Here is a 25,724-nt window from a genome sequence, read left to right on the forward strand (position 1 = left end):
ATCAAAATGAAAAAAACAATGTTACTGGTGTGTACGGCATTTATGCTTGCCGTTGCACCCTCCGCTAAGGCACAATTTGTGGTTACCGACCCTGCAAACCTTGCATCGGGCATCATCAACAGTGCAAATGAAATCATACAGACCTCATCCACTGTATCGAACGTGGTAAAGAACTTTAACGAAGTCAAAAAAGTGTATGAACAGGGCAAGGAATATTACGACAAACTGCAAGCCGTAAACAACTTAGTGAAAGATGCCCGTAAGGTACAACAGACGGTTTTGCTCGTGGGCGATGTGTCCGAAATGTACGTGAACAATTTTGGCAAGATGATGAACGACCCCAATTTCAGCCCGCAGGAACTGACGGCAATCGCCAACGGTTATTCCACGCTCTTGAACGAGAGTACGGAACTACTCAAAGAGTTGAAACAGATTGTTACCTCCACCTCACTTTCCCTCAATGACAAGGAACGTATGGACATTATTGATAAGGTGTACAAAGAAGTCAAGGACTACCACAGCCTTGTACGGTATTACACCAATAAGAATATATCCGTAAGCATTTTGAGGGCTAAGAAACAGAACAACACCCAAAGGGTGCTTGAACTGTACGGAACTGCTGAACAAAAATACTGGTAAGCTATGGAATGGAATAATCTTCACGAACTCCTGCGCTCGCTGTACGATGAGATGCTCCCACTGTCTGCCGATATGGCGACAGTGGCTAAGGGCATCGCCGGATTGGGCGCACTGTTCTACGTAGCACTAAAAGTGTGGCAGGCGTTGAGCCGTGCCGAACCGATAGACGTTTTTCCGCTCCTGCGACCGTTCGCCATCGGTCTTTGCATTATGTTCTTCCCGACCATCGTATTGGGAACTATCAATGCGGTATTAAGTCCGGTGGTAAAAGGCACAAATGCGATACTCGAAAACCAAGTGCTTGACTTGAACAAGTTACAGCAACAAAAAGACCTGTTGGAACGGGAGGCAATGCTCCGCAATCCCGAAACCGCTTACCTCGTAAGTGATGATGAATTTGATAAGAAACTGGATGAATTGGGGTGGTCGCCATCGGATTTGGCAACCATGTCGGGAATGTACCTTGACCGACAAGCCTATAAAATTGAAAAAGCGATAAAGGAATGGTTTCGCAATCTATTGGAAATACTTTTCCAAGCCTCGGCACTGGTCATAGATACCATACGGACATTCTTCCTTATCGTGCTGTCCATACTCGGGCCGATTGCCTTTGCGATTTCAGTGTGGGATGGTTTTCAGTCCACACTCACGCAATGGCTGACCCGATATATCAGCGTATATCTATGGTTGCCCATCGCCGATATGTTCAGCTCCATGCTAGCCAAGATACAATCCCTCATCATCGAACGGGATATTGATATGCTTGCCGACCCCACGTTTATCCCCGACACATCCAATACCGTGTACATCATTTTTATGATAATCGGCATAGTTGGCTATTTCACCGTTCCAACGGTGGCAGGTTGGGTTATCCAAGCCGGAGGCGCAGGAAACTTCATGCGTAACGTCAATCAGACAGCATCGAAAACCGGAAATATTGCCGGAGCCGGAACAGGTGCAGTGGCAGGCAATATCGGTGGCAGGTTAATGAACAAATAAAAATAAGAAAGCAATGGAATTTAAAACACTAAGAAATATAGAAAACAGCTTTAGGCAAATACGGCTGTACGCCATCGTATTTGCCGTACTCTGTATTGGTGTGGTAGGCTTTAGCGCATGGAAAGCCTATGAGTTTGCGGAAGCACAACGCCAAAAAATATATGTATTGGACAAAGGAAAATCCTTGATGTTGGCACTCTCGCAGGATGCAAGCATCAACAGACCTGTTGAGGCAAGGGAACACGTTAAACGTTTCCATGAACTGTTCTTTACGCTCGCACCGGATAAGAACGCTATCGAAAGCAACATGAAAAGGGCTTTTAATCTTGCCGACAAATCGGCATTCGATTACTACAAAGACCTTTCGGAAAAAGGCTATTACAACCGTATCATTTCGGGCAATGTGCAACAGCGCATCGAAGTGGACAGCGTGGTCTGCAACTTCGATACCTATCCCTATACAGTACGGACGTATGCCAAACAGTTTATCATCCGTCCAAGCAATGTGACCAGACGGAATTTGGTCACTTCATGCCTATTGTTAAACTCGGTCAAGTCTGACAACAATCCGCAAGGTTTCAATATCGAAAAGTTTGCCGTGTTGGAAAACAGGGATGTTGAAGTCATAGACCGCTAAAATCAAGATTATGGAAGCAATATCAGATTTGAACACATTTGCCAAAATCCTTACCGCCAAAGGATATGACGGCTATTTCCAAACGCAGGGTGCGTATGCCGGAAAATTGAAAGACAGCATCAGCGAATACCTCGCCGACAACCCCAAAGGTATAGCTAAACAGGAATTGTTGCTGACAGGCTACCTTCAATGGGCAGGCGATGACAAACCCCGTGTAGAATGCTGTATGTGGGTGAAATACCTAAAAGGCAAATTCTTCCTCAATAAAATGGAGGTTGCGAGAAAAGACCAGTTTGGACAATTACTGAAACAAGAGAAACTGACCGACCTGTCCGTAGTGACCGCTCCCAAAGCAAAGGAGGCAATCGCAATGGTGAGCGATGCACCGGAGCAAAAGACGGCTCACAGACAAAAGCGGTTCAGTTTCTAAAACGGATTATGTCATGAAAAATCTAAGAACAGCAATCAGTAATTGGTTTGACAAGCTCGATGGACAGTGGCGATCGATGCCTGCCCGAAAACAGCATCGCTATACGCTACTGCTCTTTGCAGGCTATGCACTGCTGTCCGTCATTGTACTGCTCGAAGTGTGCTACGATGTAGCGCATTCCGATAATACCATGACCATTGAGCATATCGAAAACCCCATTAGGCAAAACAATTCCTCGGTATCTCCGCAGGACAGTATTACAACAATCTTAAAAGATAAAAATCATGAAAGACAGTGAAAACAAAAAGGTAAGTTTTTTGGTCGAAGATGACGACCCGAAAAACGGAATGGATGCAACCCAGGACGGGATGCAGAACAAAGCCGACAAGCTAAAGAAGCCTATCATTTTTGCCCTTATGGGCGTGGTGTTCCTCGGCTGTATGTACCTAATCTTCAAACCGTCCTCCGATAAGAAAACGGTCGAGGATATTGGTCTGAACGATGCCGTACCGCAGGCAAGCGATGCAGGGCTTCAATCCGATAAGCAAAAGGCTTATGAACAGGAAATGCTCGAACAGAAAATGCAGGAAAAGCGCAATTCGCTCTTGTCACTATCCGACTATTGGAGCGAGGACAGTACCGCCGATCCGGAAGCGGAGCAACCGGATGAGGTTTACGAGGACGGCTACGCTTACGGCGGTGGTGGACGCAGGAACAGCAACCCTGCTCTGAACAGTTACCGCCATGCGCAAAGTACGCTGACCTCGTTCTACGACAACAGCGATTATGAAACGCAGGAACTCCGCAAACAGGTTGAGGAACTCAAAGAACAGTTGGCAGAAAAAGACGTACCGCCTGTAACAACAATGGAAGACCAATTGGCTTTGATGGAAAAGTCATACGAAATGGCTTCCCGTTACCTGCCACAAACTCCTGCACAGCCGAACAGTACGGACACAATGGTTTCCGCAAAGAGTGCCTCGCAAAAGGAGCATTTTATGGTATTCACCCCTGCAAGGAAAAATACGGTTTCCGCATTGTACCGTGAACCGACCGACAGTGCTTTTTTGGCAAACTGGAACGAAACCCGAAACCGTGGCTTTTATACGGCAGGTGTTTCCCAGCAGGTCATACAGCTCAAAAACAGCATCAAGGCAGTGGTACAGGAAACACAGGTCGTGACGGGCGAAAGTGGTGTGCGTTTGCGCCTGTTGGAAACGGCACAAACGCCTGTCCGCTCCATTCCGGCAGGAACGGTGCTAACGGCAAATGCCAAGTTTCAAGGAGGCAGATTGCAGTTAAAAGTAACGTCCATCGAATATGAGGGCAACATTATTCCGGTCGATATAACCGTGTACGATATGGACGGACAGCAAGGGCTATATGTGCCATATTCGCCCGAAATGAACGCCCTAAGTGAGATAGCCTCCAACATGAGCCAAACCTCCGGCACATCCATTATGATGACACGCTCGGCAGGTCAGCAGATGGCAGGCGACCTTTCCCGGGGTGTGGTACAGGGTGTGTCGGGTTACTTCTCTAAGAAAGTGAGGACACCCAAAGTAACCGTCAAAGCCGGTCATCAAATTTTCCTTGTTTCAAAAAACTAATGTTCAACTAAAATAAAAACGAAAATGAAATGTCCATGTTTCCCAAAAAATCAACACACATGGACATTCCATATCACCATTGAAAATAAAATAATAACGATATGAACGCAATATTTAAAAGTCTCTTGGCAACGATATGTTTGATAGCCTTTATTACAGGAGCAAATGCACAGCAAGTTGCATCCAATACCACAAAATTGAGTATGGGCAAGGTAGAGCCTTACGAAATGCAGGTGACGTACAGCAAAACCTCGCATCTGATATTTCCGTCCGCTATCCGCTACGTGGATTTGGGCAGTGAATACCTTATCGCAGGCAAAGCCGAAGATGCGGAAAACGTCTTGCGCATTAAGGCAAGCGTAAGGGATTTTGACGAGGAAACCAATTTTTCGGTTATTACGGACGATGGTCGTTTCTACAATTTCAACGTCTTTTACAGTGCTTATCCCTCAACGCTGAATTATGATTTGCTGACGATGCAAAAGGCATCGGACAGGGAAAACGGCAACGATGTTCTGTTTGAGGAATTAGGGGGCAATTCTCCGTCACTGGCAGGCTTGCTCATGGAAACGATTTACAAGAAAAACAAACGGATTGTAAAGCATATCGGGTCGAAAAGCTACGGCATACAATTCCTGCTGAAAGGTATCTACGTGCATCATGGAAAATTCTATTTCCATACGGAACTGCGCAACAAAAGCAATGTGCCGTTCAATATTGACTTTGTGAATTTCAAGGTGGTGGACAAGAAAGTCGCCAAGCGTACCGTGGTACAGGAAAAGACAATGCAACCACTGCGGACGTACAAAACACTCGGCGAAATCACGGGCAATACGACCGACCAAAACGTGTTCCTGCTCGACCAGTTTACCATCACGGATGACAAGGTTCTTGTGATTGAAATCTTTGAAAAAAACGGTGGCAGACAACAGGTATTACAGGTGGAAAATTCCGACCTCGTAAATGCCAAGTTGATAAACGATATGCACCTAAAGATTAATTAACCCAAAACGAAAGAACAATGATGAAATACATTTTTGCCGTGGTGCTTGCCATGTGGAGCATCACGGCGGTACAGGCACAGCGAATGCTCCCCAAACAAAAGGGATTGGAAGTAAACGCAGGTATGCTGTCCAAAGAAGTAAGCGACAATTACTATCTGAATTTGACCCTTACCGTGAACGGAAAGAACGGCAATTACTGGATATGGGGTGCGGAATATGCCCATCAGCTTTCCGGTTACAGGGATGTACGGATACCGCTCGAAACCTATACGGGCGAGGTGGGTTACAGTCTTCAGCTATTGGGCGATGCACGGAAGACCACCACGCTGAATGCAGGGCTTACAGCCGTGGCAGGTTACGAAACCATCAACCGGAGCGAGGCAGTGCTACCGGACGGCTCAACCATCCTTGACAAAGACAATTTTGTCTATGGTACAGGCGGACGGCTTACGCTCGAAACGTATCTGTCCGACCGTTTTGTCCTGCTCCTGCAAGGGCGGACAAAAGTGCTTTGGGGTACGGATTTGAAACAGTTTCGTCCATCGGCAGGGATTGGACTAAGGTTTAACTTTTAAAATGATTTGCAATGAAAACATTAATCAGAAAATACAGGCTTCATTTACAGGCATCGTTCATGCTCTTGGCGATGTTGGTCTGCTCCGTGGTGCTTACCTCGTGCGAAAAAGACGAACTCGACATCAGGCAGAATTACCCTTTTGAGGTACAGGTGATGCCTGTACCCAAAGAGGTGACAAACGGGCAGACCGTTGAAATACGGATTACCGTTCAACGGTCGGGCAATTTCAGCGATGCGAAATACTTTATCCGATATTTCCAGTTTGACGGACAGGGAGCATTGCGCTATTACAGCGAACCGCCGTATATGCCCAATGACCTGTACGTGTTGCCACAGACACAGTTTAGGTTGTATTACACTTCCCAATCGACCGTATCACAGTCGTTTGATGTTTGGATTTCGGACAATTTCGGGAACGAAAAACAGATAAGTTTCCAGTTTAACAGCCGTGATTAAAGACGTGAAAATCCTGCCCGATGTGGCAGGATTTTTTTTAGGCTTAATATATAGTGTGTTTTACTCCTAAAGGATAGGATTATATTATTGTGTATAATAAACCGCTTCGTTATCTTTGCTAATAGAAAATATTAAAATACTTAAAGTGTTTTTGCTTTAAGTCTTGGTACTGAAAACTGGTAATTTTTATATCTCCGAGACAATAAGTAAGAACGCTCACGCTATAGGCGTGGGCGCTCGCTTATTTGGAGATAAGGTATACCAGTACCCCAGTATCGAGTAAGTGTAGTTGCCTGCGCTTTTTTTATTGCAGGTTGCTACTTTTAAAACAGATATTATGAATACTGGAAAAGACAACAAAAGTAATGTCTGTGTAGCAGTCATAGATGACAATGCACAGCTTCGGGATATGTCTGTAAAGCAACTTGAAAAATCGGGCTATACGGTATTGTTCCAAACAGGTAACGGGCAGGAAGCCTTGCAAAAGTTAAAAGAGCATGGCGGGTGGCCGGATGTCTGTATCATCGAGGAAGACTTTGCCACCGCTAAAGTTTTGCTCAAAAAACACCCCGATTTAAAAGTCCTAATTTCAAGTACGGAAGACGATACCGAGCGTGTAAGGGATGTGCTAAAGGCAGGTGTATCGGGGTATGTCTTGAAATTTTCCGATCCCGAAGAATTAGTGACAGCCATTAGAGCATTGAGCGAAAACAAAAAATATTTCAGTGTAGGGATTAGTGGAATAGTGACGGAATATTTTAAAAATCAATCATAAATATTGGTTTCTTTGCTACTTTCTTTTTCGTTTCACTCATGAAAGAAAGTAGTCCACTACGACACAACCTGTTTGGGAAATGCAGATGTGTTGGTATTGTGGAACGGAGCATTTTACAAAGTGGTTGTTCCGCTTTCTGCAAAAAGACGGTTCCGACCTGGGAAGGATCTGTCTTTTTGCCCGACCGAATTTTAGAGTAAAGCATTTTTCCGAATCATGCCCGTATCATGCTTTGAGGTCATTTTTTAAAACTTTAATTATTTTTTAGGCGACCATCTGCAAAGGTGGTCGCCTATGGGTTAGGAATTGTAAAATACATGACCTCCATCGCTCCAATAATCACCGCAAAACAGGTCACGGGCATAAGCCTCATAATCGAAGTACGTTTTTGCAAATTCGGGCAAGTCCATTTGCTCTACCTGTTCATAGGCAAAATCTTCCTCGTCCTTATATTCGCCTATATAGTCATCGTCAAAGTCGCTTATTAGGTCGTTAATATCGCCCTCGGATAGCTTACGGTGTCCATTGTTGCACCATATTAGAAATGCTTCTTGTCGGCTCTCGTTCATAGCTTCCAAAGCCTCCAAAACCTCAAATATGCTGTCGCTCATCCAACATTCGCCGATTAAGCCGTTCGGGATGTTCTCATAATCTTGGAACATAAATTCGGGGTCTGCCTCGTCATTGTGTAGCTCCCTGCAAGCTGTGTAAAACTCTTTTTTATCGGCATAGTCTGACAGCTTTAGCCATTCCCCGAAGATTGAACCGTTGTTATATTTTGCGTATGTGCCGACATATACTCTTGCTTCCGATGTGTTTATTTGCTGTATCATTTCTTTACAGTTTTGAATTATTTTTTTGATTTATTCGGCAATGAGAGGAGGTGCTGTTGTTTTGTTTCAATACTATTTCCAATGCTTATAATCCTCATGCCTGACATTTTTTTTATTCGTGTAAAGAGCCGGAGTATGCTGTGTTTCGTTTCGGGAGCATAAAAGGTTAGTGTTTAGTAGGCACAAGGTTTTGGAAAAAAAAATACTACCCATAGGTGGAGATTTTTTTTACAAACTTGTCTTGACCTTTTGACTACGTTAAGAACACGGACATACCTTTGCTCCATGAAACGTAAACAACAGGCATACTCGATTTTTACGTAAAACCAATCGTGGAAGTAGTGAGGATAGCATTAGGGAAATGGTTCAGAAAGAATTTAATATCTGTTGGTACAGCTACAGGTGATTGAAGTTTGGAGTGGAACAGCCAAATCTGTGGAACGACATCTTCAATCTCCTGTTCCCAATCATAGCCATAAGCTCTTTTGCGGTCAGTAGCTAAGCGAATGCCGTAAATGTGCTTAGGCTATTGTAATGCTATGAGCCAATCTAAGCCAAGTAATCCAGTAAGAAGACATATTCTAATACTCCTTCCATCAACTCGATAAGTTTGTCTATGCGGATTAATCCGAACGGTTAACATGCAAAATGAGTTGAGGATGGAGAAAGAAAAAACGAACGATTTAACTCCTGAACGAGTTATACAAATCTTGAAAAAGAAAGGAACAGAGGTCGATATAGAGGAAGCAAAAACCATCTTGGATTTTGTTAAGAAGATAGCTCACATTGCAGTTAACCAGTATCTAAGAGGAAAACTTTAATCTAATGAACAAGGAAAACTGTTGTGATGAGAAAGGCAGATTTATACATACGTGTATCGACAGACGAGCAAGCGGACAAAGGGTATTCGCAACGTGACCAAGAAGACAGGCTAAGAAGATATTGTGAAATCAAAGGCATTCCGGTAAGAGATGTGTACATAGAAGACCATTCAGCAAAATCTTTCAAACGTCCAGAGTGGCAGAAATATTTATCTAACCTACGTAAAACAAAGAACAACAAAGCGGGGTCAATAATACTATTTACCAAATGGGATAGGTTCAGTAGGAACGCAGGGGATGCCTACCAAATGATTAACCAGTTACGTACACATGGCGTTGAACCTGTGGCAATAGAACAGCCTTTAGACCTTACCATTCCCGAAAATAAAATCATGCTTGCGTTCTATCTTGCTTCACCTGAAGTTGAGAACGACAGGCGTGCATTGAACGTTTTTCACGGAATGCGCAGGGCGAAAAAAGAGGGGCGTTATATGGGTACTGCTCCATTGGGGTATATCAATAAGATAACAGAAGGCAAAAAGAAATTCATTGCACCCCATGATTTTGAAGCACCGCTTTTAAAATGGGCGTTTGAACAAATCGTTTCCAATAACTTTAATACGGAACAGATATGGAAAATGGTTCGGGAGAAAGCTGAGGGGAAAGGTCGGTTCAGCAAAAATAATTTTTGGGTAGCCGTCCGTAACCCTTTGTACTGTGGCAAAATATTCATCCCTCCCTACAAAGAGGAAAAGGGATATTTTGTCAAAGGACAACACGAGCCTTTAATCAGCGAAAAGACCTTTGCTGATGTGCAGGATATTCTCGATGGGAGAAAGAGGATTGTAAAGCCTAAAATCGTGGCTATGGACAATTTGCCACTTAGAGGGTTTCTCAAATGCCCTAAATGTGAGCGTATGCTGACCGGAAGTGCCTCAAAAGGCAAGATGGGGGTTTATTACAATTACTATCATTGCACTTCCGCTTGCGGAGTACGGTTCAAAGCTGAAACCGCTAATGAGGCTTTCTTAAAACAATTACGGTATATGTCGCCAAAAGAGGGCATGATCGATGTTTTCATCGAAGCCTTTATTAAAGATTTCAATAACAAAACCAAAGCCCAAAATACCGAACGGGCAAATATCATTGGTGAGATTGATGCGTTGAACAAACGCTATCAAAATGCACTTTTAAAGAATGCGGACGGAGAAATGGAAGACGATGATTTCCAAGAAGTAAAGAAACTGACCAAAGGAAAGATTGAGGTTTTGGAACGAAGATTAAATGACTTGGCGGTGGTCGGAACAGAGATTAAGGATTTAGTTGCATCTACCTTAAAAAAGGTCGCAAACATTGATAGACGCTATGAAAACGGCGATATTGAGGAAAAAAGGCTTATAGTGAGTTCGATGTTCCCCGATTTTTTGGAATTTGACGGAACAAGACATCGAACTCCGAGACTAAATTCTGCGATTGCTCTTATTTATCAGAATAACAGCAAGTTACAGGGCAAAAAAAAAGGGACAAGTCTATCATTTTTAGACTTGTCCCAAGAAGTGATCCCGCTGGGATTCGAACCCAGGACCACTACATTAAAAGTGTAATGCTCTACCAGCTGAGCTACGGAATCTTACATTAATTATAGCGCAATACCATTGTTTAATGTGGTGCAAAGGTAATAAACGATTTCTAAAACGCAAATTTAATTTCAATAAAATTAGAACTATTCAATTTATCTCTCATAAGCACGTAAACGCTATAAATTAAAAACCTTTCAATTATAATAATAAAGAAAACGAAATTTCCACGATCTTAAAGCATCTTTTCATTTTAAGTAAAATCACCAACAGATTTAATAAGCGGAAATTTCAAAAGTTTATTTTATTTAAAAACATAATTTTATTAATTTTAGAGCGAATTAATGCTAAACCTCGCTCTAACACTGATTTTGCTATTTTACAACTTGAAATTGTCCCCGGTTCCGGAAGACAAAAGCAAGTCAGGCATCTCTTTTACCAAAAATTCATCAGATATACAACTAGATACAACCCAGTTAGACACTCAAAAAGTTCGACTTTACCTAAATCAGATTGCTAAGCGTCCTAACGAATCCTCCCAACAAAAAGAAATAAACATAATTTACAATTATTCAAAAAAAATAAACTACAAGAAAGGTATTGCACTATCTTATTTTACAATGGGCGAGCTGGCAATCCAAAAACGCAATTTCACGGAGGCTATAAAGTACTTCAGAAAATCAGGTATGTTATTCAGTAACATTAGGGACACTTTATTTATAGCTAAATCGAGTCTGAATATGGCTGATATTTACGAGTCATTACAAAAGCCTGATTCCGCTATAAAGTACTATAACAAATCTCTTTTATTATTTGAGAACTTAAAAGATTTAGACAAACAATCTCTAATTTATACCAATCTCGGAATTGTTTGCGACTATATTGGTGATTATAGTAACGCAATGAGGAATTATGTTAAATCATTTGAAATTGATAAATCCTTAAAAAACACTGATTCCTACGGTGTTCATTTAAATAATATCGGTCAGGTTTTTACTTCGTTGAAACTAAATAAAAAAGCTATCGATTATTTGACCCAAAGTGTAAAAGCTTCCGGTCTTATAAACGACACGCTGACGATGTGCTATGCATATGTGGGTTTAAACAATGCCCATCTAAATGCAGGAAACATAAAAGCAGCAGAAGATTTTATTAATAAGGCGATCGATCTACAATCAAAACTAAAAGAAAAAGACTACTTTCTGTTAAGCCTATCCTACACAGACCTGGGCAGAGTATTTATTTCAAAAAACCAATTTCTTTTAGCAGAAAAGAACTTAAAAACTGCATTTGAAATAGGTAAAAAATATGATCATTTATATTGTAAGCTATATGCATTGGGCTATACAGCTCAATTACATAATCAACTAAATGAATTTAGCAAAGCCGAATCGACAAGTAAACTAGCCTTAAGCTTATTAAGTGATGTTAAATTAACGCCGGTGAGAATCACAATTCTTAATCAACTGAAAGAGACTTACGCCCGACAGCAATTATTCGACAAAGCATACCAAATTCAGGAAGAGATACACGATTTAAACAGACTGAACACCTACGAAATTCATGTAAAAAATATTTCGGAGCTATCTGCCAATCTGGACTTATCTCAGGAAAAAAGGATTAATGATTTAAGAGTTAGCAAACAGCGAGAAGAATTAATGGTTAGAATTGAAAAACAAAAGATCATTATTTTTTTCACTATTCTGGTGCTTGCCTGCTTAGGAGTACTCGCAATTAATAGCATTAAAAATCATAACAACCAAAAACAGATCAATAATGCTTTAATGCTCAAAAACAAGGAAATTGAAGCTAATAGAAAAGAAATTGACAAGCAATCCCGCGACTTGGTACAACTGAATGAATATAAGGACGTCATATTTACTATAATTTCCCATGATTTAAGGAAACCTCTTGGACATCTTAGCTCAATATTAGAGCTTTTAGAAAATCATATTATCGATGAGCAGGACCTAAAAACGGTTATTCCGCATATTTCAAAAAATGTTAAAAACACAAGTCAAATATTAGATAGCCTGCTTGTCTGGGCCAAATCCCAATTAAAAGGCTTCAACCTTAAATTTAAGCAGGTAAATCTTTTCGAATTTGTTAATAACAGGATAGAAACTTTAGTCCCTTTTGCTAAAGAGAAAAATATCAATATCTATAATACTATAGATCCATCAGTTAATTTTTATACAGATGCTTTATTGGTAACTATAATCATCAGAAACCTTGTTTTAAATTCGATAAAATATTCCAACGACTCTCAAAATATATATATTGGCGCCGAGATTATTGATAATTATGTTTTTATCCAGGTAAAAGATGAAGGCATTGGTATGGATCAAGAGCAATTGAATTCGTTATTTGGACCACAGACTAAGACAACATTAGGAACTAAAAAGGAACAGGGAACCGGATTGGGATTGTTTTTCTGCCGAGATTTAGTAAAAAAAAGTGGAGGTAAACTTTCTGTAAAAAGTAAGCTTAACCAAGGCACCACTGTAACTTTTTCAGTACCTTATTATTTAGAAATGCCTTTAGCAGAAGAAAAAGACAAAGATTCTTCTTATATTGTTTCATAAAGGAAATAGCTAAGCTTCGTTTCATTTAATTGTCATTTACAGATAGAGTAAGGTTACCTTGTACAATTTCAGGTATAAATAAACGTATAAAGCTATTATACAAATAATACTATCGAAAAGAAATAAAAGGGAGATATGAAGAAATACAATAAAATCTGGCAATTTATTACACCTTTGCTTTTATTTTTAGTTACTATTTCTATCCTAAGCTGGACGGATATTAACAATAATCTTTCGGAGAAACAATCGACAAACTCCGATACTTTAAAACTAAAACCTGTAGAAAAACCTCCTTTTTCTAGCGAAATCAGTAACATATACCAAGCCATCAATTTACAGCAAACAGGGCTGGGCTTTTCAGTTTTTGAAAAAGCGATAACCGGATTTATTAATCTAAAGAGCGAAAACAGACTGAATAATGATAAAGATATTCTTACTGTAATTGATTTCAGCAAATCGAGTACTGAAAAGAGAATGTGGATTATTGATTTAAAAAATAAATCAGTACTATTAAACACTTACGTAGCACATGGAAGAGGAAGCGGAGACGATATTGCAAATAGTTTTTCTAACCTTGCAGAATCTCACCAAAGCAGTTTAGGCTTCTATGTGACTAACGAGACTTATCAAGGCAAACACGGGCTATCCCTTCGATTAGACGGGCTTGATAAGGGTATAAATAATTTAGCAAGAACAAGAGCTATTGTGGTACATGGAGCGTCTTATGTTAGCGAAAATTTCATTAATACGCATGGCCGTTTAGGAAGGAGTCACGGGTGTCCGGCTGTTCCGGATTATTTAAATGAAAAGATCATCAGTCTGATAAAAGATAAAACCTGTATGTTTATAAACGGGCCGAAAGAATACAACTCAGTTTTTCTTGATAAAGAAAAAGCCGAAAACAGTATCAGAAACATATAAACCAGTGTTTTTATTTTCCTGGTAAGAAGTTATATTAGTAAAATGAAATTGTTATTTACTACGATATTCCTTCTTCTTAACACCATGTATCATTCATTATGTAGTGCTAAAGACAAGTATTTCCTTGTGATTGGAACCTATACCAAATCACAGGACAAGGGAATATTTGTTTATGAGTTCGACACAAAAATCGGCGGTTTAAAATTTGTTAGCAATACGGAACAAATAAAAAATCCATCATTTTTGACTTTCAACAAAAAGCAGGATAAAATATATTCTGTAGGCGAAGAAAATGGTGGCTTGGTTTATTCTTTTGATTTTGATCAGACAACCGGACGATTAAAATTAATTAATCAACAGCGTACAAATGGTGTTCATCCCTGCTATGTGACTTTAAGTAATGATGATAAATATCTGTTTGCTGCAAATTACAGCAGTGGAAACTTAAGCTCATTTCCTATCGGTGAAAAAGGTGAAATACACAAAATAGACCAACTTATACAACATTTGGGGAAAGGTATCAAACCGCAGCAAAATTCGGCCCACGCCCATAGTATTATAAATATTCCGAACACTGATCAATTCCTTTCCGCTGATTTGGGAGCAGACAAAATATACAGATATTTATACAATCCTCAACAAAAGGAAATACTAAGCCCCTACCCTTCTCAGGAATATATCGAACTCGAAAAAGGAGTTGGTCCAAGACACATAACTTTCAATCAGACGGGTAAAATTGCCTACGTGATCAATGAACTGGAGGCAACAGTTTCTGTACTTGTACTTAACGATGACAAGTTTAGCGAAATTCAACAAATACGAATGAATAGCGATGATTTTTCAGGAGTAAACGGAGCTGCTGACATTCATATTTCCAAGGATGGAAAGTTTTTATATGCAAGTAACAGAGGCAGTGCAAATGAAATTGTAATCTTTTCAGTTGATAAAAAAAGCGGAAAATTAATCCGAACAGGTAATCAAAGTACACTGGGTAAAGCTCCTAGAAATTTTGCTATAGACCCTACAGACAATTTCTTATTGGTGGCAAATCAAAATACCAATGATGTTATTGTCTTTAAAAGGGATAAGAAAACTGGTACGCTGAGTGATACCGGAAACAAAATAAATATTGGATCTCCGGTTTGTCTGATTTTCTCTAAGCAGCAATAAAAAAGCCCGGCATCTCCGAGCTTTTTCTATAATTATTCAATTTTTTATTTTTTTGCAGTAACAGATACTTTCAGATTGATTTCATCAGCAATTAAATCATCTTTCATTCCCTCATAAACTATACCCCAATCTTTTCTGTTAATGTTAAAATCCGCTGTTGCTGTAACTGCATCGTTGGAGCTGGACACCAATTGCACAGGAAAAGTGATATTTTTCGAAATGCCTCTTATTGTCAGGTTTCCTGAAACATCAGCACTTGTTGAAGTCTGGTTCTTAACTTCGGTAATTTTGAAAGTAGCTGTTGGATTCTTTTCTACGTGAAAGAAATCTTCGCTTTTCAAATGGTTTTCCAATTTATTTTTATACTCGTCATTCCCTTTTAAATCTTCATTAACAATAGATTTCATATCTACAGTAAAGTCTCCACCTACTAAATGATTTTGACCATTCAGCAAAACTTTTCCTGACTGTATTCTAACTGTTCCATGGTGCGAACCGGTTACTTTACTCCCTGTCCAATGCAAAGTAGACGAAACTGTATCAATATTATACACAGTTCCTTCTGTTGATAAACTATCCGTAACAGCTTCACTCGTGGCCGCCTTGTTTCCCTTCGGATTATTGTTACAAGCTGCAAAAAGAGCAACACATAAAAGTGGTAATACTAGTTTTTTCATAACAAAAGTTTCTTTTTTTAGATTAAATTAATAAAATATTTAAACACTTTTTAGGCGAAATAGTTTCAGATATTAAATTTCGACTTTTTTATATAGCTTTAAACACTACTTAAAACACAGATGAAACTTTTATATTCTATTGCCTTCATTTTACTTCAACCCCTATTAAGCTATTGTCAAACTATAAAAGACAGCATAAACCTTTCTGAGGTGAAAGTTAAAGCCTATTTACAGGATCAACCATTGATCAGTTTACCTTCTTCGGCTGCGACATTAAAAGAATCATACATAAAAGAAAGGAATATACGGTCATTAGTTCCTGCGCTAAACAGTATCAGCGGAGTTTCCATGGAAGAACGATCTCCGGGAAGCTATCGCCTGTCTATTCGTGGTAGTGTATTAAGATCTCCTTTCGGTGTAAGGAATATTAAAGTTTATTATGATGATTTCCCTTTAACCGATGCAGGTGGAAACACCTATTTAAACCTTATTGATCAAAATACAATAAGGCGCATCGAAATATTAAAAGGACCGGATGGTAGCCTTTTTGGAGCTAATTCCGGTGGAGTCATTCTTCTCAACAGTTCCTCAGAAACAGACGCTGTGGAAGCAGGAACTGCTGCCGGTTCGTACGGTCTGTTTTCCCAATACATAAATGCTGATAAAAATCACAATAATTATAGCGCAAGTTTTAACCAGGCCTATCAAAGGAGCGATGGCTATAGAGCAAACACAGAAACCAATAGATTCTTCATCCAAACTCAACAAAAATGGCGATACAATCCGAATGCAGAAATAAGGTTTTCTGGCTTTTATTCCGACATGAACTATCAGACACCGGGCGGACTTACCTTAGCACAAATGCAGGAAAATCCGAAAGGAGCAAGAGCTAATGCCAGAGAATTAAGTGTGGGTATTTATAATAAGAGCTTTTTCGGTGGACTTGCACATGAGACAAGATTTAGTCCCAATTTTAAACATGTAATATCTGTGTCTGGAATCACAACGGATTTTAAAAACCCATTTTTCACAAACTACGAAACAAGAAAAGAAAGTTACTGGGCTTTAAGAACTTATTTAGAATTAAAAAACAGGACACCCAATGAAGACTTTAACTGGCAATGGAATTTAGGATGGGAATATCAACACGGAAGTGCTGACATTATAAACCACACTAATAATTCTGGAGTTGCCGGTAATGTTATTGCTGCCGATAGAATTAAAAATGAAACTCAATTTATCTTTAATAGATATTCAGTAAGAATAGGACAACGTTTTAAAGCAGACGCTTCTCTAAGCTTAAATTTTGGGAATGTAGATTTCGAACCGTTACCTCAATCCATTAATTCGATAACCGGATCTAAAAAATTCGATCCAAGTCTAATGCCTCGTATTTCGGCATCCTATCTTATCAACCCTAACATAGCCATAAGAGGTATTATAAGCAGAGGTTACTCTTTCCCTACGACAGCTGAAATAAGAGCTAATGATGCCCGGGTAAACCCTGATTTGGAACCGGAAACCGGATGGAACTACGAAACCGGAATCAGATTAAACAATAAAAAACAGAGCCTCTTCTTAGATTTTAGCACATTTTATTACAGGATGAACAATGCTATTGTAAAACGACAAAATGAGGATTCAAAAGATTATTTCCTGAATGCAGGTGGCACTAAGCAAAAAGGAATAGAACTGCAGTTACAGGCTGTTTTATTAGATTTAAAGGCCGCTTTCATAAAGAAAATATATTGGACATCGGCAACTACCCTATCGGGTTTCAAATTCACCAATTATATCATTGGAAATGATAATTACTCGGGAAATATACTAACAGGTGTTCCAAAAGAAAGCCTGACAAACGGGCTAAACTTCGACCTTAAACACAATCTATCTGTATTTATACAACATCAGTACAATGGCAAAACATCTTTAAATGATGCCGAAACTGTTTTTGCGGATGCTTATCATCTTATACAAATGCGGTTAAACTGGAAAAAGGAACTGAACAAAAGTTTATTAAACTTTTATATTGGAACTGACAACCTATTGGATGAAACTTATAGTTTAGGAAACGACATAAATGCCTTTGGAAACAGATATTTCAATCCGGCTGCAAACCGTTCTTTCTTTGCTGGAGCAAATATCAAATTTTAGTATCGTTAATATTTTTTTGAGTATTTGTTATTGAGTATTTGACGTATTGACTTTAATCGACAATAAAAATGTGGTTTGAAATTTGGTTGAACCTTCTATTTACTTTTATTTAAAAATCTAAAACTTAATACTATGAAATACAGGAAACTTGGAAACACGGATTTAGAATTATCAGTAATAGCTTTCGGTGCGTGGGCAGCCGGAGGATGGATGTGGGGAGGCTCTGATGAAAACGATGCTATTAAAGCAATTAAGGCAGGATTCGATGAAGGAATGACTTCTATCGATACCGCTCCAATATATGGACAGGGGCATAGCGAAGTAATTGTAGGGAAAGCCATCAAAGAGTTAGATAGAGGCAAAGTTCAGATATTAACTAAATTTGGGATGCGCTGGGATTTAATTAAGGGGGACTTTGGCTTTAAAAGTAAAAATAATTCCGGACAAGATATCGATATCTATAAATATGCTGGTAAGGAAAGTATAATTAAGGAGTGCGAGGATTCATTATGGAGACTGGGAACAGATTATATAGATCTGTATCAAATTCATTGGCCAGATGTGACTACCCCTATCCATGAAACTTTTGAAGCTGTTGCCCAATTGATCAAAGATGGTAAAGTTCGTTATGCGGGCGTATGTAATTACAGCTTAGAACAAATGCAGGAAGCTGAAAAAACTATAAATATTGCTTCAAATCAAATACCTTACAGTATGTTGAGAAGAGCAATCGAAAAAACTATAGTCCCTTATGTACTGAAGAAAAATAAAGGTATCTTGGCTTATAGTCCATTGGAGAGGGGATTGTTAACAGGCAAGATTAAAGAAGATCATCATTTTAATGAAGGTGATCACAGAGCGGGGCTTCCATTTTATCAAAAAGAAAACCTGATAAAAGTAAATCAATTTTTGAGCAATATTGAACACATTGCTAAAGCTAAAAATGCTAGCTTAGGACAATTAGTACTAAAATGGACGGTAGAACAGCCCGGTATCACTGTAGCACTTGCGGGTGCAAGAAACGCTGAACAGGCTGTTCAGAACGCTAGATCGGCTGATATTAACTTATCATTAGCGGAAATAGACTATATAAATGCAGAAGTTGCAAAACTTGATTTGAAATAACTATGAAAAAAACACTTATAAGCTTATCCTTTTTCGTTTCCCTATTTATTTTTGGATGTTCTATGTATAACGTGGTTAATTACGATGCCAATCAACGTATGAGAAGTATTAATCTTGGAATGAGCAAAAATGAAGTAATTAAGGCTATGGGGAAATATTATATAGTAAACTCCGCATCAAAAGATAGCCAGGAAAATTTAAAAGAAATTTTAGCCTATAAAAGCGATGTCAACGAAGAGTATAAATTGGTTTTCATTAACGACAAGTTAACAGAGTGGAATCGAGTTTTTACTAATTGTAATGAACACAGTCATAAACCGACTCCTTCAAGCACTAAAAACAATTAGTTTTTCAATTATAAGATCTATCTCTTGTCATAATAAATCCCTATCGAAATGCTTTTGTTTTTGATAGGGATTTCATATAACTAAGTATTTCTACTTCTCTACTTTCCAATTATTAAAATTGGTCATAGTCAATTCAACACCAATAGTACAAAAAGCCTTAATCATAGCAATTGACCGATCTATCAGTTCCTGTAAATAAGGTAACTCATCCCTATCGAAGCCACTAAGCACATAATCAACCTGACGCCCTTTAGGAAAATTGTCACTAACTCCAAATCTTAAACGAGAGTAATTACTATTTCCCAAAAGCTGTTCGATATTTTTTAATCCATTGTGTCCGGCAGAACTTCCTTTCGGCTTAATTTTTATAGAACCAAAAGGAATTGCCAAATCATCCACCAATACAAGGACATTTTCCTGAGCTACTTTTAACTCCCTCATCCAGTGAACCAGAGCTTTTCCGCTCAGATTCATAAATGTTGTCGGCTTTATTAAATGTATATTCCTTCCTTTATAGGAAAACTCGGTATGATAGGCATGTCTGGACATCGAAAACTTCACACCTTCCTGTTTAGCCAATTCATCTACAATCATAAAACCTATATTATGTCTGTTATCGGCATATTCAGGACCAATATTTCCAAGCCCAACAATTAAATATTTCATGGTGTTATCGCTATTATCTTCGGCAGATAAAGATTCATTGGTGCTAAAAAGCTTTTTCAAAAAATTCAACATCTGCGGTTTTGAGTTATTATAAGTTTTTAGTTGTAAGTATTAAGTTTAAGGTTGAAGCTCATTAATAATTCAACATCTAAAATTCAACATTCAGAATTACATTCCCATTCTCGCTAAAGGAGCAACATCTTGCCCTACAAAGTCTTTATTAAGGTATTTGCGATAACCCGCAATAGCTATCATCCCTGCGTTATCTGTACAAAACTCGAATTTAGGGATAAAAACATTCCACCCCTTTTGTTTCGCTAAATCAGTTAAAGATGTTCTTAATCCGCTATTTGCAGAAACACCGCCGGCAATAGCTATATCTTTAACGTGATAAATCTCTGCAGCCTTTTTCAGCTTATTTAACAGAATGGAAACTATTCTTTGTTGAATAGACGCGCAAATATCGCCCAGATTCTCTTCAATAAAGTTTGGATTTTCCTTCACATGATCTCTGATAAAATAAAGAATTGATGTCTTCAATCCGCTAAAGCTAAAATTCAGACCAGGGATCTGTGGCTCCGGAAACTGGTATTTCTTAGAATCTCCCTGCTTTGCATATTTATCAATTAAGGGGCCTCCCGGATAAGGCAAATTCAGAATTTTTGCAGTCTTATCAAAGGCTTCTCCTGCTGCATCATCCAAAGTTTCACCAACAACTTCCATATCAAAATAATCTTTTACCAAAACTATTTGTGTATGTCCGCCAGAAACAGTTAAACAAAGAAATGGAAACGCAGGTTTTCTCGCTGGATCCCCCTCATGCTGATTGGGTATAAAATGTGCCAAAATATGCGCCTGCATATGATTTACCTCTATTAACGGGATCTCATTCGCTAATGCAAAAGCTTTTGCAAATGAAGTTCCAACTAAAAGTGAACCTAATAAACCCGGACCTCTTGTAAAAGCTACTGCATCTATGTCTTTTTTATTTATTTTTGCCTGCGCAATTGCTTGATGGACCGCAGGAATAATATTTTGCTGGTGTACCCGGGAAGCTAATTCCGGCACTACGCCACCGTATTGTTCATGAATTGTTTGGTTTGCAATAATATTTGATACAATTTCACCGTCTATACACACAGATGCTGAAGTTTCATCGCAGGATGATTCGATGCCAAGAACAATTGCCACTATTTGAAGTTTAAATAAAACAAAGTACAAAGCTATTAAAAAAGTATTCAAAATATTATTGTCCTTCCTCATTACTGTCATTATCCTGACAGGGGCTATCATATTTTCATTACAATTTGAGCCAGTACAAACATGGTTAGCGAAAAAAGCCGCCAGTTACCTTTCTTCCGAACTAAAAACCAGGGTAGAAATCAAATCACTTTATCTGAAACCTTTTAAATCTTTGGTACTAGAGGGCTTTGTGATAGAAGATTTAGAAAAAGACACCTTATTGGAAGCTCCTCTATTGACAGCTGATATCAGGTACTTTGCTCCTATTTCCAAAAGAAAAATCGACATCAATTTTATTTCTTTAAAAAATGGCAAACTATTTTTCAAGGAATACACCGATTCTACTTCCAACCTGGATTTTATCTTCAATTATTTTAGTTCCGGTTCAGTAGATACTCTAAAAAAAGGAGGCAAACCTTTTGATATCAATTTTGATAAAATAAAGCTCGAAAATCTCGATTTAAGATATATCAATTATTATTCAACGGATGTTTATACTGGCGGAGTGAATTATGATAACGTTCACCTTAAAAATTTCAGTACAGAAATATCGGGGTTAGACACTAAAACCCATTTGCTAAAAGCTCAAATCAATAACCTAACCTTTAGAGAAAAAAGCGGCTTTTACCTAAAAAACCTCACGGCACTTACTGTTGTAGATAATAACCACATTACACTGAACAACTTATTACTTGAAACACCAAATACTACTTTACGTGACTTCTACAGTATGAAGTTTGATAGCTTCAAAGACTTTAAACATTTCACAAAAAAGATACGTGTAGAAGGCCATTTCAAAAATACTAAAATCTGGTCCGAGGATATCGCCTTTTTTGCCCCCGATATCAAAAACATGAATTTCTCCATCGAAGCTGATGGCCTGGTTAAAGGACTGGTAAATAATTTAAAAGCTAAATCTTTAGTAATTAAAGCTGGAAAAAGCACTTATATCAAAGGAGATTTTGATATCAAAGGTTTGCCAGACTGGCGAAATACTTTCATGGATTTACGCTTCGATCAGATAGCCACCGATAAAGTTGATATGGAATTTGTTCTTGGAAAGCTCACTTATAACGATATTAAAGAATTTCCGAAAATATTCAACAAGTTCGGTCATATCAATTTTAAAGGAAATTACACTGGATTTTTCAACGATTTTGTTGCTTACGGAGAATTTAAAACTAAACTGGGTGCCGTAAAATCTGATGTTAACATGAAGTTCTTACCTAATGGTGAAGCGCTTTATACCGGAAAAGTTGAGGCTTCGGATTTTAATATGGGAGAATTGGTTGAAGAAGAAAGTATTAAAAGAACTAGCTTTGTAGCCAATTTAAAAGGAAAAAATTTCGACACTAATACACTTGCTGAAGAATTTGACGCTAAGGTAAAATATTTCGATTTCAATGGATATCGATATAACAATATTGATGTAAAAGGCGATCTGAAAAAGCTGCTCTTCAATGGCGAGGTCGCTGTTAATGACAAAAACATCAAGCTCGATCTCAAAGGAATTGCAGATTTCAATCCCGAGCTACCCCTATTTAATTTCGATGCAGATATACGCTCAGCTAATTTACACAAGCTAAATTTTAGCAAAGACACCATTCATATTGATGCTGACTTTAAGACTAACTTCACAGGATATAATTTAGATAATATACAGGGTCTGCTTACCTTAAATAATATCAGGGCCACAACCAAAGACACCTCTTTTGTCATTAGTTCTGTAGATCTAAAGGCCGAAGGCATGGGAAAAGACAGGCTTTTAGCTTTAACTTCCGATATCGGTGATGCAAGCATTAGGGGTTTATATGACCTCGCGACTTTGCCCTCTGCTTTCAAGACAGTTATTAAAAAATATATTCCGAAAGCGCAATTCAAGACTGTTAAACCTAAAAATCAGAACTTTGATTTTACAGTAGACTTAAAGAACTTCAATTATCTTTCCAGCATATTTTTTCCTGAATTAAAAATTCCGGAAAGAGGTGTTTTTACTGGAAAATTCGATTCCGAAAATAACTTTGTAAGCTTAAATGCCTTTGCAAAAACAGTTTCGTACAATAACGTCGTGTTTAACAATGTGATTATCGACCAGATTACAACAGACAAATCTTTCGAAGCCGTTGTTACTCTGGATAAAATAGAGATGGAAAACAATGGGATATTCGTAAAGAACATTGTTTTACAAAACACTCTAAAAAATGACAGTCTGACATTCAACGTTAAGTTATCAGATAAAGACGCAGTAAACCAGCTCGATTTATACGGATTGGTAGAATTTGGAAGTGATACCTTAGCTAAATTAAGCTTGCTGCCTTCGGATTTGATTATAGAAAATGATGTGTGGAAAATTCAGGACAAAGTAAAGTTCAAATTCGAAGAGAAAAGAACCATTATAGAAAACTTCGAGCTATCCAACAAAACGCAACTTCTGGCTATAAATGGCGCCATTTCTTCTTCCAAAGATGATTTATTAGAAATTGTAACAGAAAACTTCCGCCTTTCATCTTTAAGACAATTAACCAAAGGTCTGGGTATAGAATTATCCGGAATTATGAATGGTTCGGCAAATCTTTCGGCAATTTTGGGAGAACCGGATATTAAAGCCGATCTGACTATAGACTCCTTAAAATACAACGAAACTGAAATCGGAAAAATGTTGATTGCCGCTCAATTCGACAATCTGCAAAACAATATTCAGGTCAAATCCACAATCGAAAAAAACAAAAAAAGAACCGCGGACATTTCCGGAGTTGTTGATTTTAAAAAGGATACCGAGAATCTAAATCTTGATGTGAACCTGGATGGAACGGAAATTATTATTTTCGAACCCTTTGTCAAAGAACTGGTTTCCAATTTAAAAGGGCGAATATCATCGAATCTAAAAGTCACCGGGTCATTTAATAAACCTCAAATAAATGGTGGTGTAAACTTAATAAATGCAGGTTTTACCGTAAATTACCTTAAAACACCTTATGTCATCAACGATGATGTCACTTTCAACAACAGTGTTATCAACCTGGATAATCTCATTATCTCGGATAAATACAACAATACAGCGATTGCTAACGGAACTGTAGATTTAACCGACGCTTCAAATCCCGATATACGCGCAACTATAAAAGCGACTAATTTCCTTGCATTAAACACCACTGCAAAGGATAATCCTTTATATTACGGAAGTGCCTTTGCAACAGGAATATTCACCTTCAATGGGCCAACAGACGCGATGGATATCAATATAAAAGCAAGAACCGAAGAAGGTACAGTTTTCACCGTTCCTTTTAATGCAGCGTCGACTATTGGAGAAAACGATTTCATAACGTATGTTGCCAAAGACACTACTATATTAGCTCCGGTAAAAGAAAATTTCTTCAAGGGTTTAACCATGGAATTCGAACTTACAGTGGGACACAGTTCCATCGTGAATCTAATTACCGACGTTGGTAATATCTATGGTCGTGGCGATGGTCTTCTGCGTCTGAGGATTACTTCTCTTGGCGATTTCGAGATGTATGGAGACTATATAATTGATGACGGTAAATTTGATTTCACATCCAACAACGTTATCAATAAAACCTTTGAAATTAAAAAGGGAGGTACCATACGTTGGACCGGAAACCCAAGTGATGCTACCATTAACCTAAGTGCAGCTTATACAACAAGGGCTAATCTTCTGCCATTGTACCAAGCCGCCGGTCGGACACTGTCAGACGACCGAAGGAACGAAAGAGTTTTGGCCGAGGCTGAGATGATTCTGAATGGTTCCCTTTTAAATCCGGACATAAATTTTGGTCTCGAGTTCCCTAACAATACCGGTATTAAAACAGAGCTGCAAGGTTATTTGGATAACGAAGACAACGAATCGCAACAAGTTATTAATCTGGTTGTAAGAAATGCTTTTAACGGAAGTTCCGGAGCGGGAATAGGCTTCACCAATAACGACTTATTGGGGTCTGGTTTAGAACTGGCTTTCAGTAAATTAAATAATATCATTTCGCAGTCACTAAATATTAAAAACCTCGATATTAACGTAAGATCGCAAAGTGAAATTGGTGGTAGCTATAGCTTTTTCGATAACCGATTGAAAATAACAGGAAACTTTGTCAACAACAAATACAATGTCGACAATATGTTGGATAACAATATTTTAAATTCAAGTTTTACAGATCTTACCAGAGACCTGGAAATGACCTACAATATTAACAGAGATGGGACATTTGTAGCTAAAATTTTCCAAAGACCTACAAACAGAGATTTTTTCAATCTTAACCGTGATATTTATGTCAACGGATTCGGTCTGGTTTTTACGCAGGAATACGATACTTTCGCCGAGTTTATCCGAAACACTTTTGCAAGAAGAAAACAGCAGCAACTTAACCCGTTGAATGTACCAACAAACAATAAAACAAGAAGCAACACGCCAACTGCCCGTCCTATCTCAACGCCTATAAAGCCAGAATAACGATAATTTATCGT

23 protein-coding genes and 1 tRNA gene are annotated in these 25,724 nt (G+C 38.4%); 19 read left to right on the forward strand and 5 right to left on the reverse strand.

Annotated features, from left to right (window positions below; genetic code table 11):
- Nucleotides 1-6: 6 nt before the first annotated feature.
- From PEDSA_RS08400 to PEDSA_RS08445, 10 genes are all read left to right on the forward strand, one after another.
- On the forward strand, nt 7-639 hold the full coding sequence (locus PEDSA_RS08400; protein WP_041537362.1) for a DUF4141 domain-containing protein: 633 nt from the start codon (nt 7-9) through the stop codon (nt 637-639).
- Between the two features lie 3 nt (nt 640-642).
- The gene (traJ, locus tag PEDSA_RS08405; protein WP_013632728.1) at nt 643-1,638 is read left to right on the forward strand and encodes a conjugative transposon protein TraJ; all 996 of its coding nucleotides are present in this window, start codon (nt 643-645) and stop codon (nt 1,636-1,638) included.
- 13 nt (nt 1,639-1,651) lie between these two features.
- Nucleotides 1,652-2,275: a conjugative transposon protein TraK gene (gene traK, locus PEDSA_RS08410; protein ID WP_013632729.1), complete on the forward strand. Its 624-nt coding sequence runs from the start codon at nt 1,652-1,654 to the stop codon at nt 2,273-2,275.
- A 10-nt stretch (nt 2,276-2,285) separates the two neighbouring features.
- A complete protein-coding gene (locus PEDSA_RS08415) occupies nt 2,286-2,705 on the forward strand; it encodes a hypothetical protein (protein WP_013632730.1) in 420 nt (139 codons plus the stop codon).
- Between the two features lie 13 nt (nt 2,706-2,718).
- Nucleotides 2,719-3,003, forward strand: a complete 285-nt coding sequence (locus PEDSA_RS08420) for a hypothetical protein (protein ID WP_013632731.1) — start codon at nt 2,719-2,721, stop codon at nt 3,001-3,003.
- Nucleotides 2,990-4,315: a conjugative transposon protein TraM gene (gene traM, locus PEDSA_RS08425; protein WP_013632732.1), complete on the forward strand. Its 1,326-nt coding sequence runs from the start codon at nt 2,990-2,992 to the stop codon at nt 4,313-4,315. The genes PEDSA_RS08420 and traM overlap by 14 nt, the downstream gene beginning before the upstream one ends.
- 101 nt (nt 4,316-4,416) lie before the next feature.
- On the forward strand, nt 4,417-5,319 hold the full coding sequence (gene traN / locus PEDSA_RS08430) for a conjugative transposon protein TraN (RefSeq protein ID WP_013632733.1): 903 nt from the start codon (nt 4,417-4,419) through the stop codon (nt 5,317-5,319).
- A gap of 17 nt (nt 5,320-5,336) precedes the next feature.
- A complete protein-coding gene (locus tag PEDSA_RS08435) occupies nt 5,337-5,894 on the forward strand; it encodes a conjugal transfer protein TraO (protein WP_013632734.1) in 558 nt (185 codons plus the stop codon).
- Between the two features lie 59 nt (nt 5,895-5,953).
- On the forward strand, nt 5,954-6,352 hold the full coding sequence (locus tag PEDSA_RS08440) for a DUF3872 domain-containing protein (RefSeq protein WP_407635957.1): 399 nt from the start codon (nt 5,954-5,956) through the stop codon (nt 6,350-6,352).
- Nucleotides 6,353-6,689: 337 nt separating this feature from the next.
- Nucleotides 6,690-7,127, forward strand: coding sequence for a response regulator (locus PEDSA_RS08445; protein WP_013632736.1), 438 nt, complete (start codon nt 6,690-6,692; stop codon nt 7,125-7,127).
- Nucleotides 7,128-7,426: 299 nt separating this feature from the next.
- On the opposite strand, the gene PEDSA_RS08450 is transcribed toward PEDSA_RS08445, so the two are convergent.
- Complete coding sequence (locus PEDSA_RS08450) at nt 7,427-7,960, reverse strand: antirestriction protein ArdA (protein WP_013632737.1); 534 nt, start codon at nt 7,958-7,960, stop codon at nt 7,427-7,429.
- 659 nt (nt 7,961-8,619) lie between these two features.
- Between PEDSA_RS08450 and PEDSA_RS20275 the strand changes: the two genes are divergently transcribed.
- Both PEDSA_RS20275 and PEDSA_RS19860 read left to right on the forward strand, forming a co-directional pair.
- Entirely contained in the window at nt 8,620-8,781 is a 162-nt protein-coding gene (locus PEDSA_RS20275; RefSeq protein ID WP_169311983.1) for a hypothetical protein, read from the forward strand.
- Between the two features lie 26 nt (nt 8,782-8,807).
- Entirely contained in the window at nt 8,808-10,385 is a 1,578-nt protein-coding gene (locus PEDSA_RS19860) for a recombinase family protein (protein ID WP_013632739.1), read from the forward strand.
- On the opposite strand, the gene PEDSA_RS08460 is transcribed toward PEDSA_RS19860, so the two are convergent.
- Nucleotides 10,339-10,411 (reverse strand) — tRNA-Lys (locus PEDSA_RS08460). The genes PEDSA_RS19860 and PEDSA_RS08460 overlap by 47 nt on opposite strands.
- A gap of 567 nt (nt 10,412-10,978) precedes the next feature.
- Here PEDSA_RS08460 and PEDSA_RS08465 point away from each other — a divergent pair.
- From PEDSA_RS08465 to PEDSA_RS08475, 3 genes are all read left to right on the forward strand, one after another.
- Nucleotides 10,979-12,943, forward strand: coding sequence for a tetratricopeptide repeat-containing sensor histidine kinase (locus tag PEDSA_RS08465; protein ID WP_169311984.1), 1,965 nt, complete (start codon nt 10,979-10,981; stop codon nt 12,941-12,943).
- A gap of 135 nt (nt 12,944-13,078) precedes the next feature.
- Complete coding sequence (locus tag PEDSA_RS08470; protein ID WP_013632741.1) at nt 13,079-13,864, forward strand: murein L,D-transpeptidase catalytic domain family protein; 786 nt, start codon at nt 13,079-13,081, stop codon at nt 13,862-13,864.
- A gap of 84 nt (nt 13,865-13,948) precedes the next feature.
- Entirely contained in the window at nt 13,949-15,034 is a 1,086-nt protein-coding gene (locus PEDSA_RS08475) for a lactonase family protein (protein ID WP_052305779.1), read from the forward strand.
- A gap of 44 nt (nt 15,035-15,078) precedes the next feature.
- Here PEDSA_RS08475 and PEDSA_RS08480 read toward each other — a convergent pair whose 3' ends face one another.
- Nucleotides 15,079-15,711 (reverse strand): YceI family protein, encoded by a 633-nt coding sequence (locus tag PEDSA_RS08480; protein ID WP_013632743.1) that lies wholly within the window; start codon nt 15,709-15,711, stop codon nt 15,079-15,081.
- A 120-nt stretch (nt 15,712-15,831) separates the two neighbouring features.
- On the opposite strand from PEDSA_RS08480, the gene PEDSA_RS08485 reads away from it, so the two are divergent.
- The 3 genes from PEDSA_RS08485 (at nt 15,832) to PEDSA_RS08495 (ending at nt 19,337) form a co-directional block, all read left to right on the forward strand.
- Nucleotides 15,832-17,865, forward strand: a complete 2,034-nt coding sequence (locus tag PEDSA_RS08485) for a TonB-dependent receptor (RefSeq protein ID WP_013632744.1) — start codon at nt 15,832-15,834, stop codon at nt 17,863-17,865.
- Nucleotides 17,866-17,997: 132 nt separating this feature from the next.
- The gene (locus PEDSA_RS08490) at nt 17,998-18,990 is read left to right on the forward strand and encodes an aldo/keto reductase (RefSeq protein ID WP_013632745.1); all 993 of its coding nucleotides are present in this window, start codon (nt 17,998-18,000) and stop codon (nt 18,988-18,990) included.
- A gap of 2 nt (nt 18,991-18,992) precedes the next feature.
- A complete protein-coding gene (locus PEDSA_RS08495; RefSeq protein WP_013632746.1) occupies nt 18,993-19,337 on the forward strand; it encodes a hypothetical protein in 345 nt (114 codons plus the stop codon).
- A 90-nt stretch (nt 19,338-19,427) separates the two neighbouring features.
- Here PEDSA_RS08495 and pth read toward each other — a convergent pair whose 3' ends face one another.
- On the reverse strand, nt 19,428-20,003 hold the full coding sequence (gene pth, locus PEDSA_RS08500) for an aminoacyl-tRNA hydrolase (RefSeq protein ID WP_041537364.1): 576 nt from the start codon (nt 20,001-20,003) through the stop codon (nt 19,428-19,430).
- A 168-nt stretch (nt 20,004-20,171) separates the two neighbouring features.
- A complete protein-coding gene (gene tsaD / locus PEDSA_RS08505; protein ID WP_041537365.1) occupies nt 20,172-21,194 on the reverse strand; it encodes a tRNA (adenosine(37)-N6)-threonylcarbamoyltransferase complex transferase subunit TsaD in 1,023 nt (340 codons plus the stop codon).
- 58 nt (nt 21,195-21,252) lie between these two features.
- On the opposite strand from tsaD, the gene PEDSA_RS08510 reads away from it, so the two are divergent.
- A complete protein-coding gene (locus PEDSA_RS08510; RefSeq protein WP_013632749.1) occupies nt 21,253-25,710 on the forward strand; it encodes a translocation/assembly module TamB domain-containing protein in 4,458 nt (1,485 codons plus the stop codon).
- Nucleotides 25,711-25,724: the final 14 nt, after the last annotated feature.

It is taken from the genome of Pseudopedobacter saltans DSM 12145 (assembly GCF_000190735.1).
Classification (GTDB): domain Bacteria; phylum Bacteroidota; class Bacteroidia; order Sphingobacteriales; family Sphingobacteriaceae; genus Pseudopedobacter; species Pseudopedobacter saltans.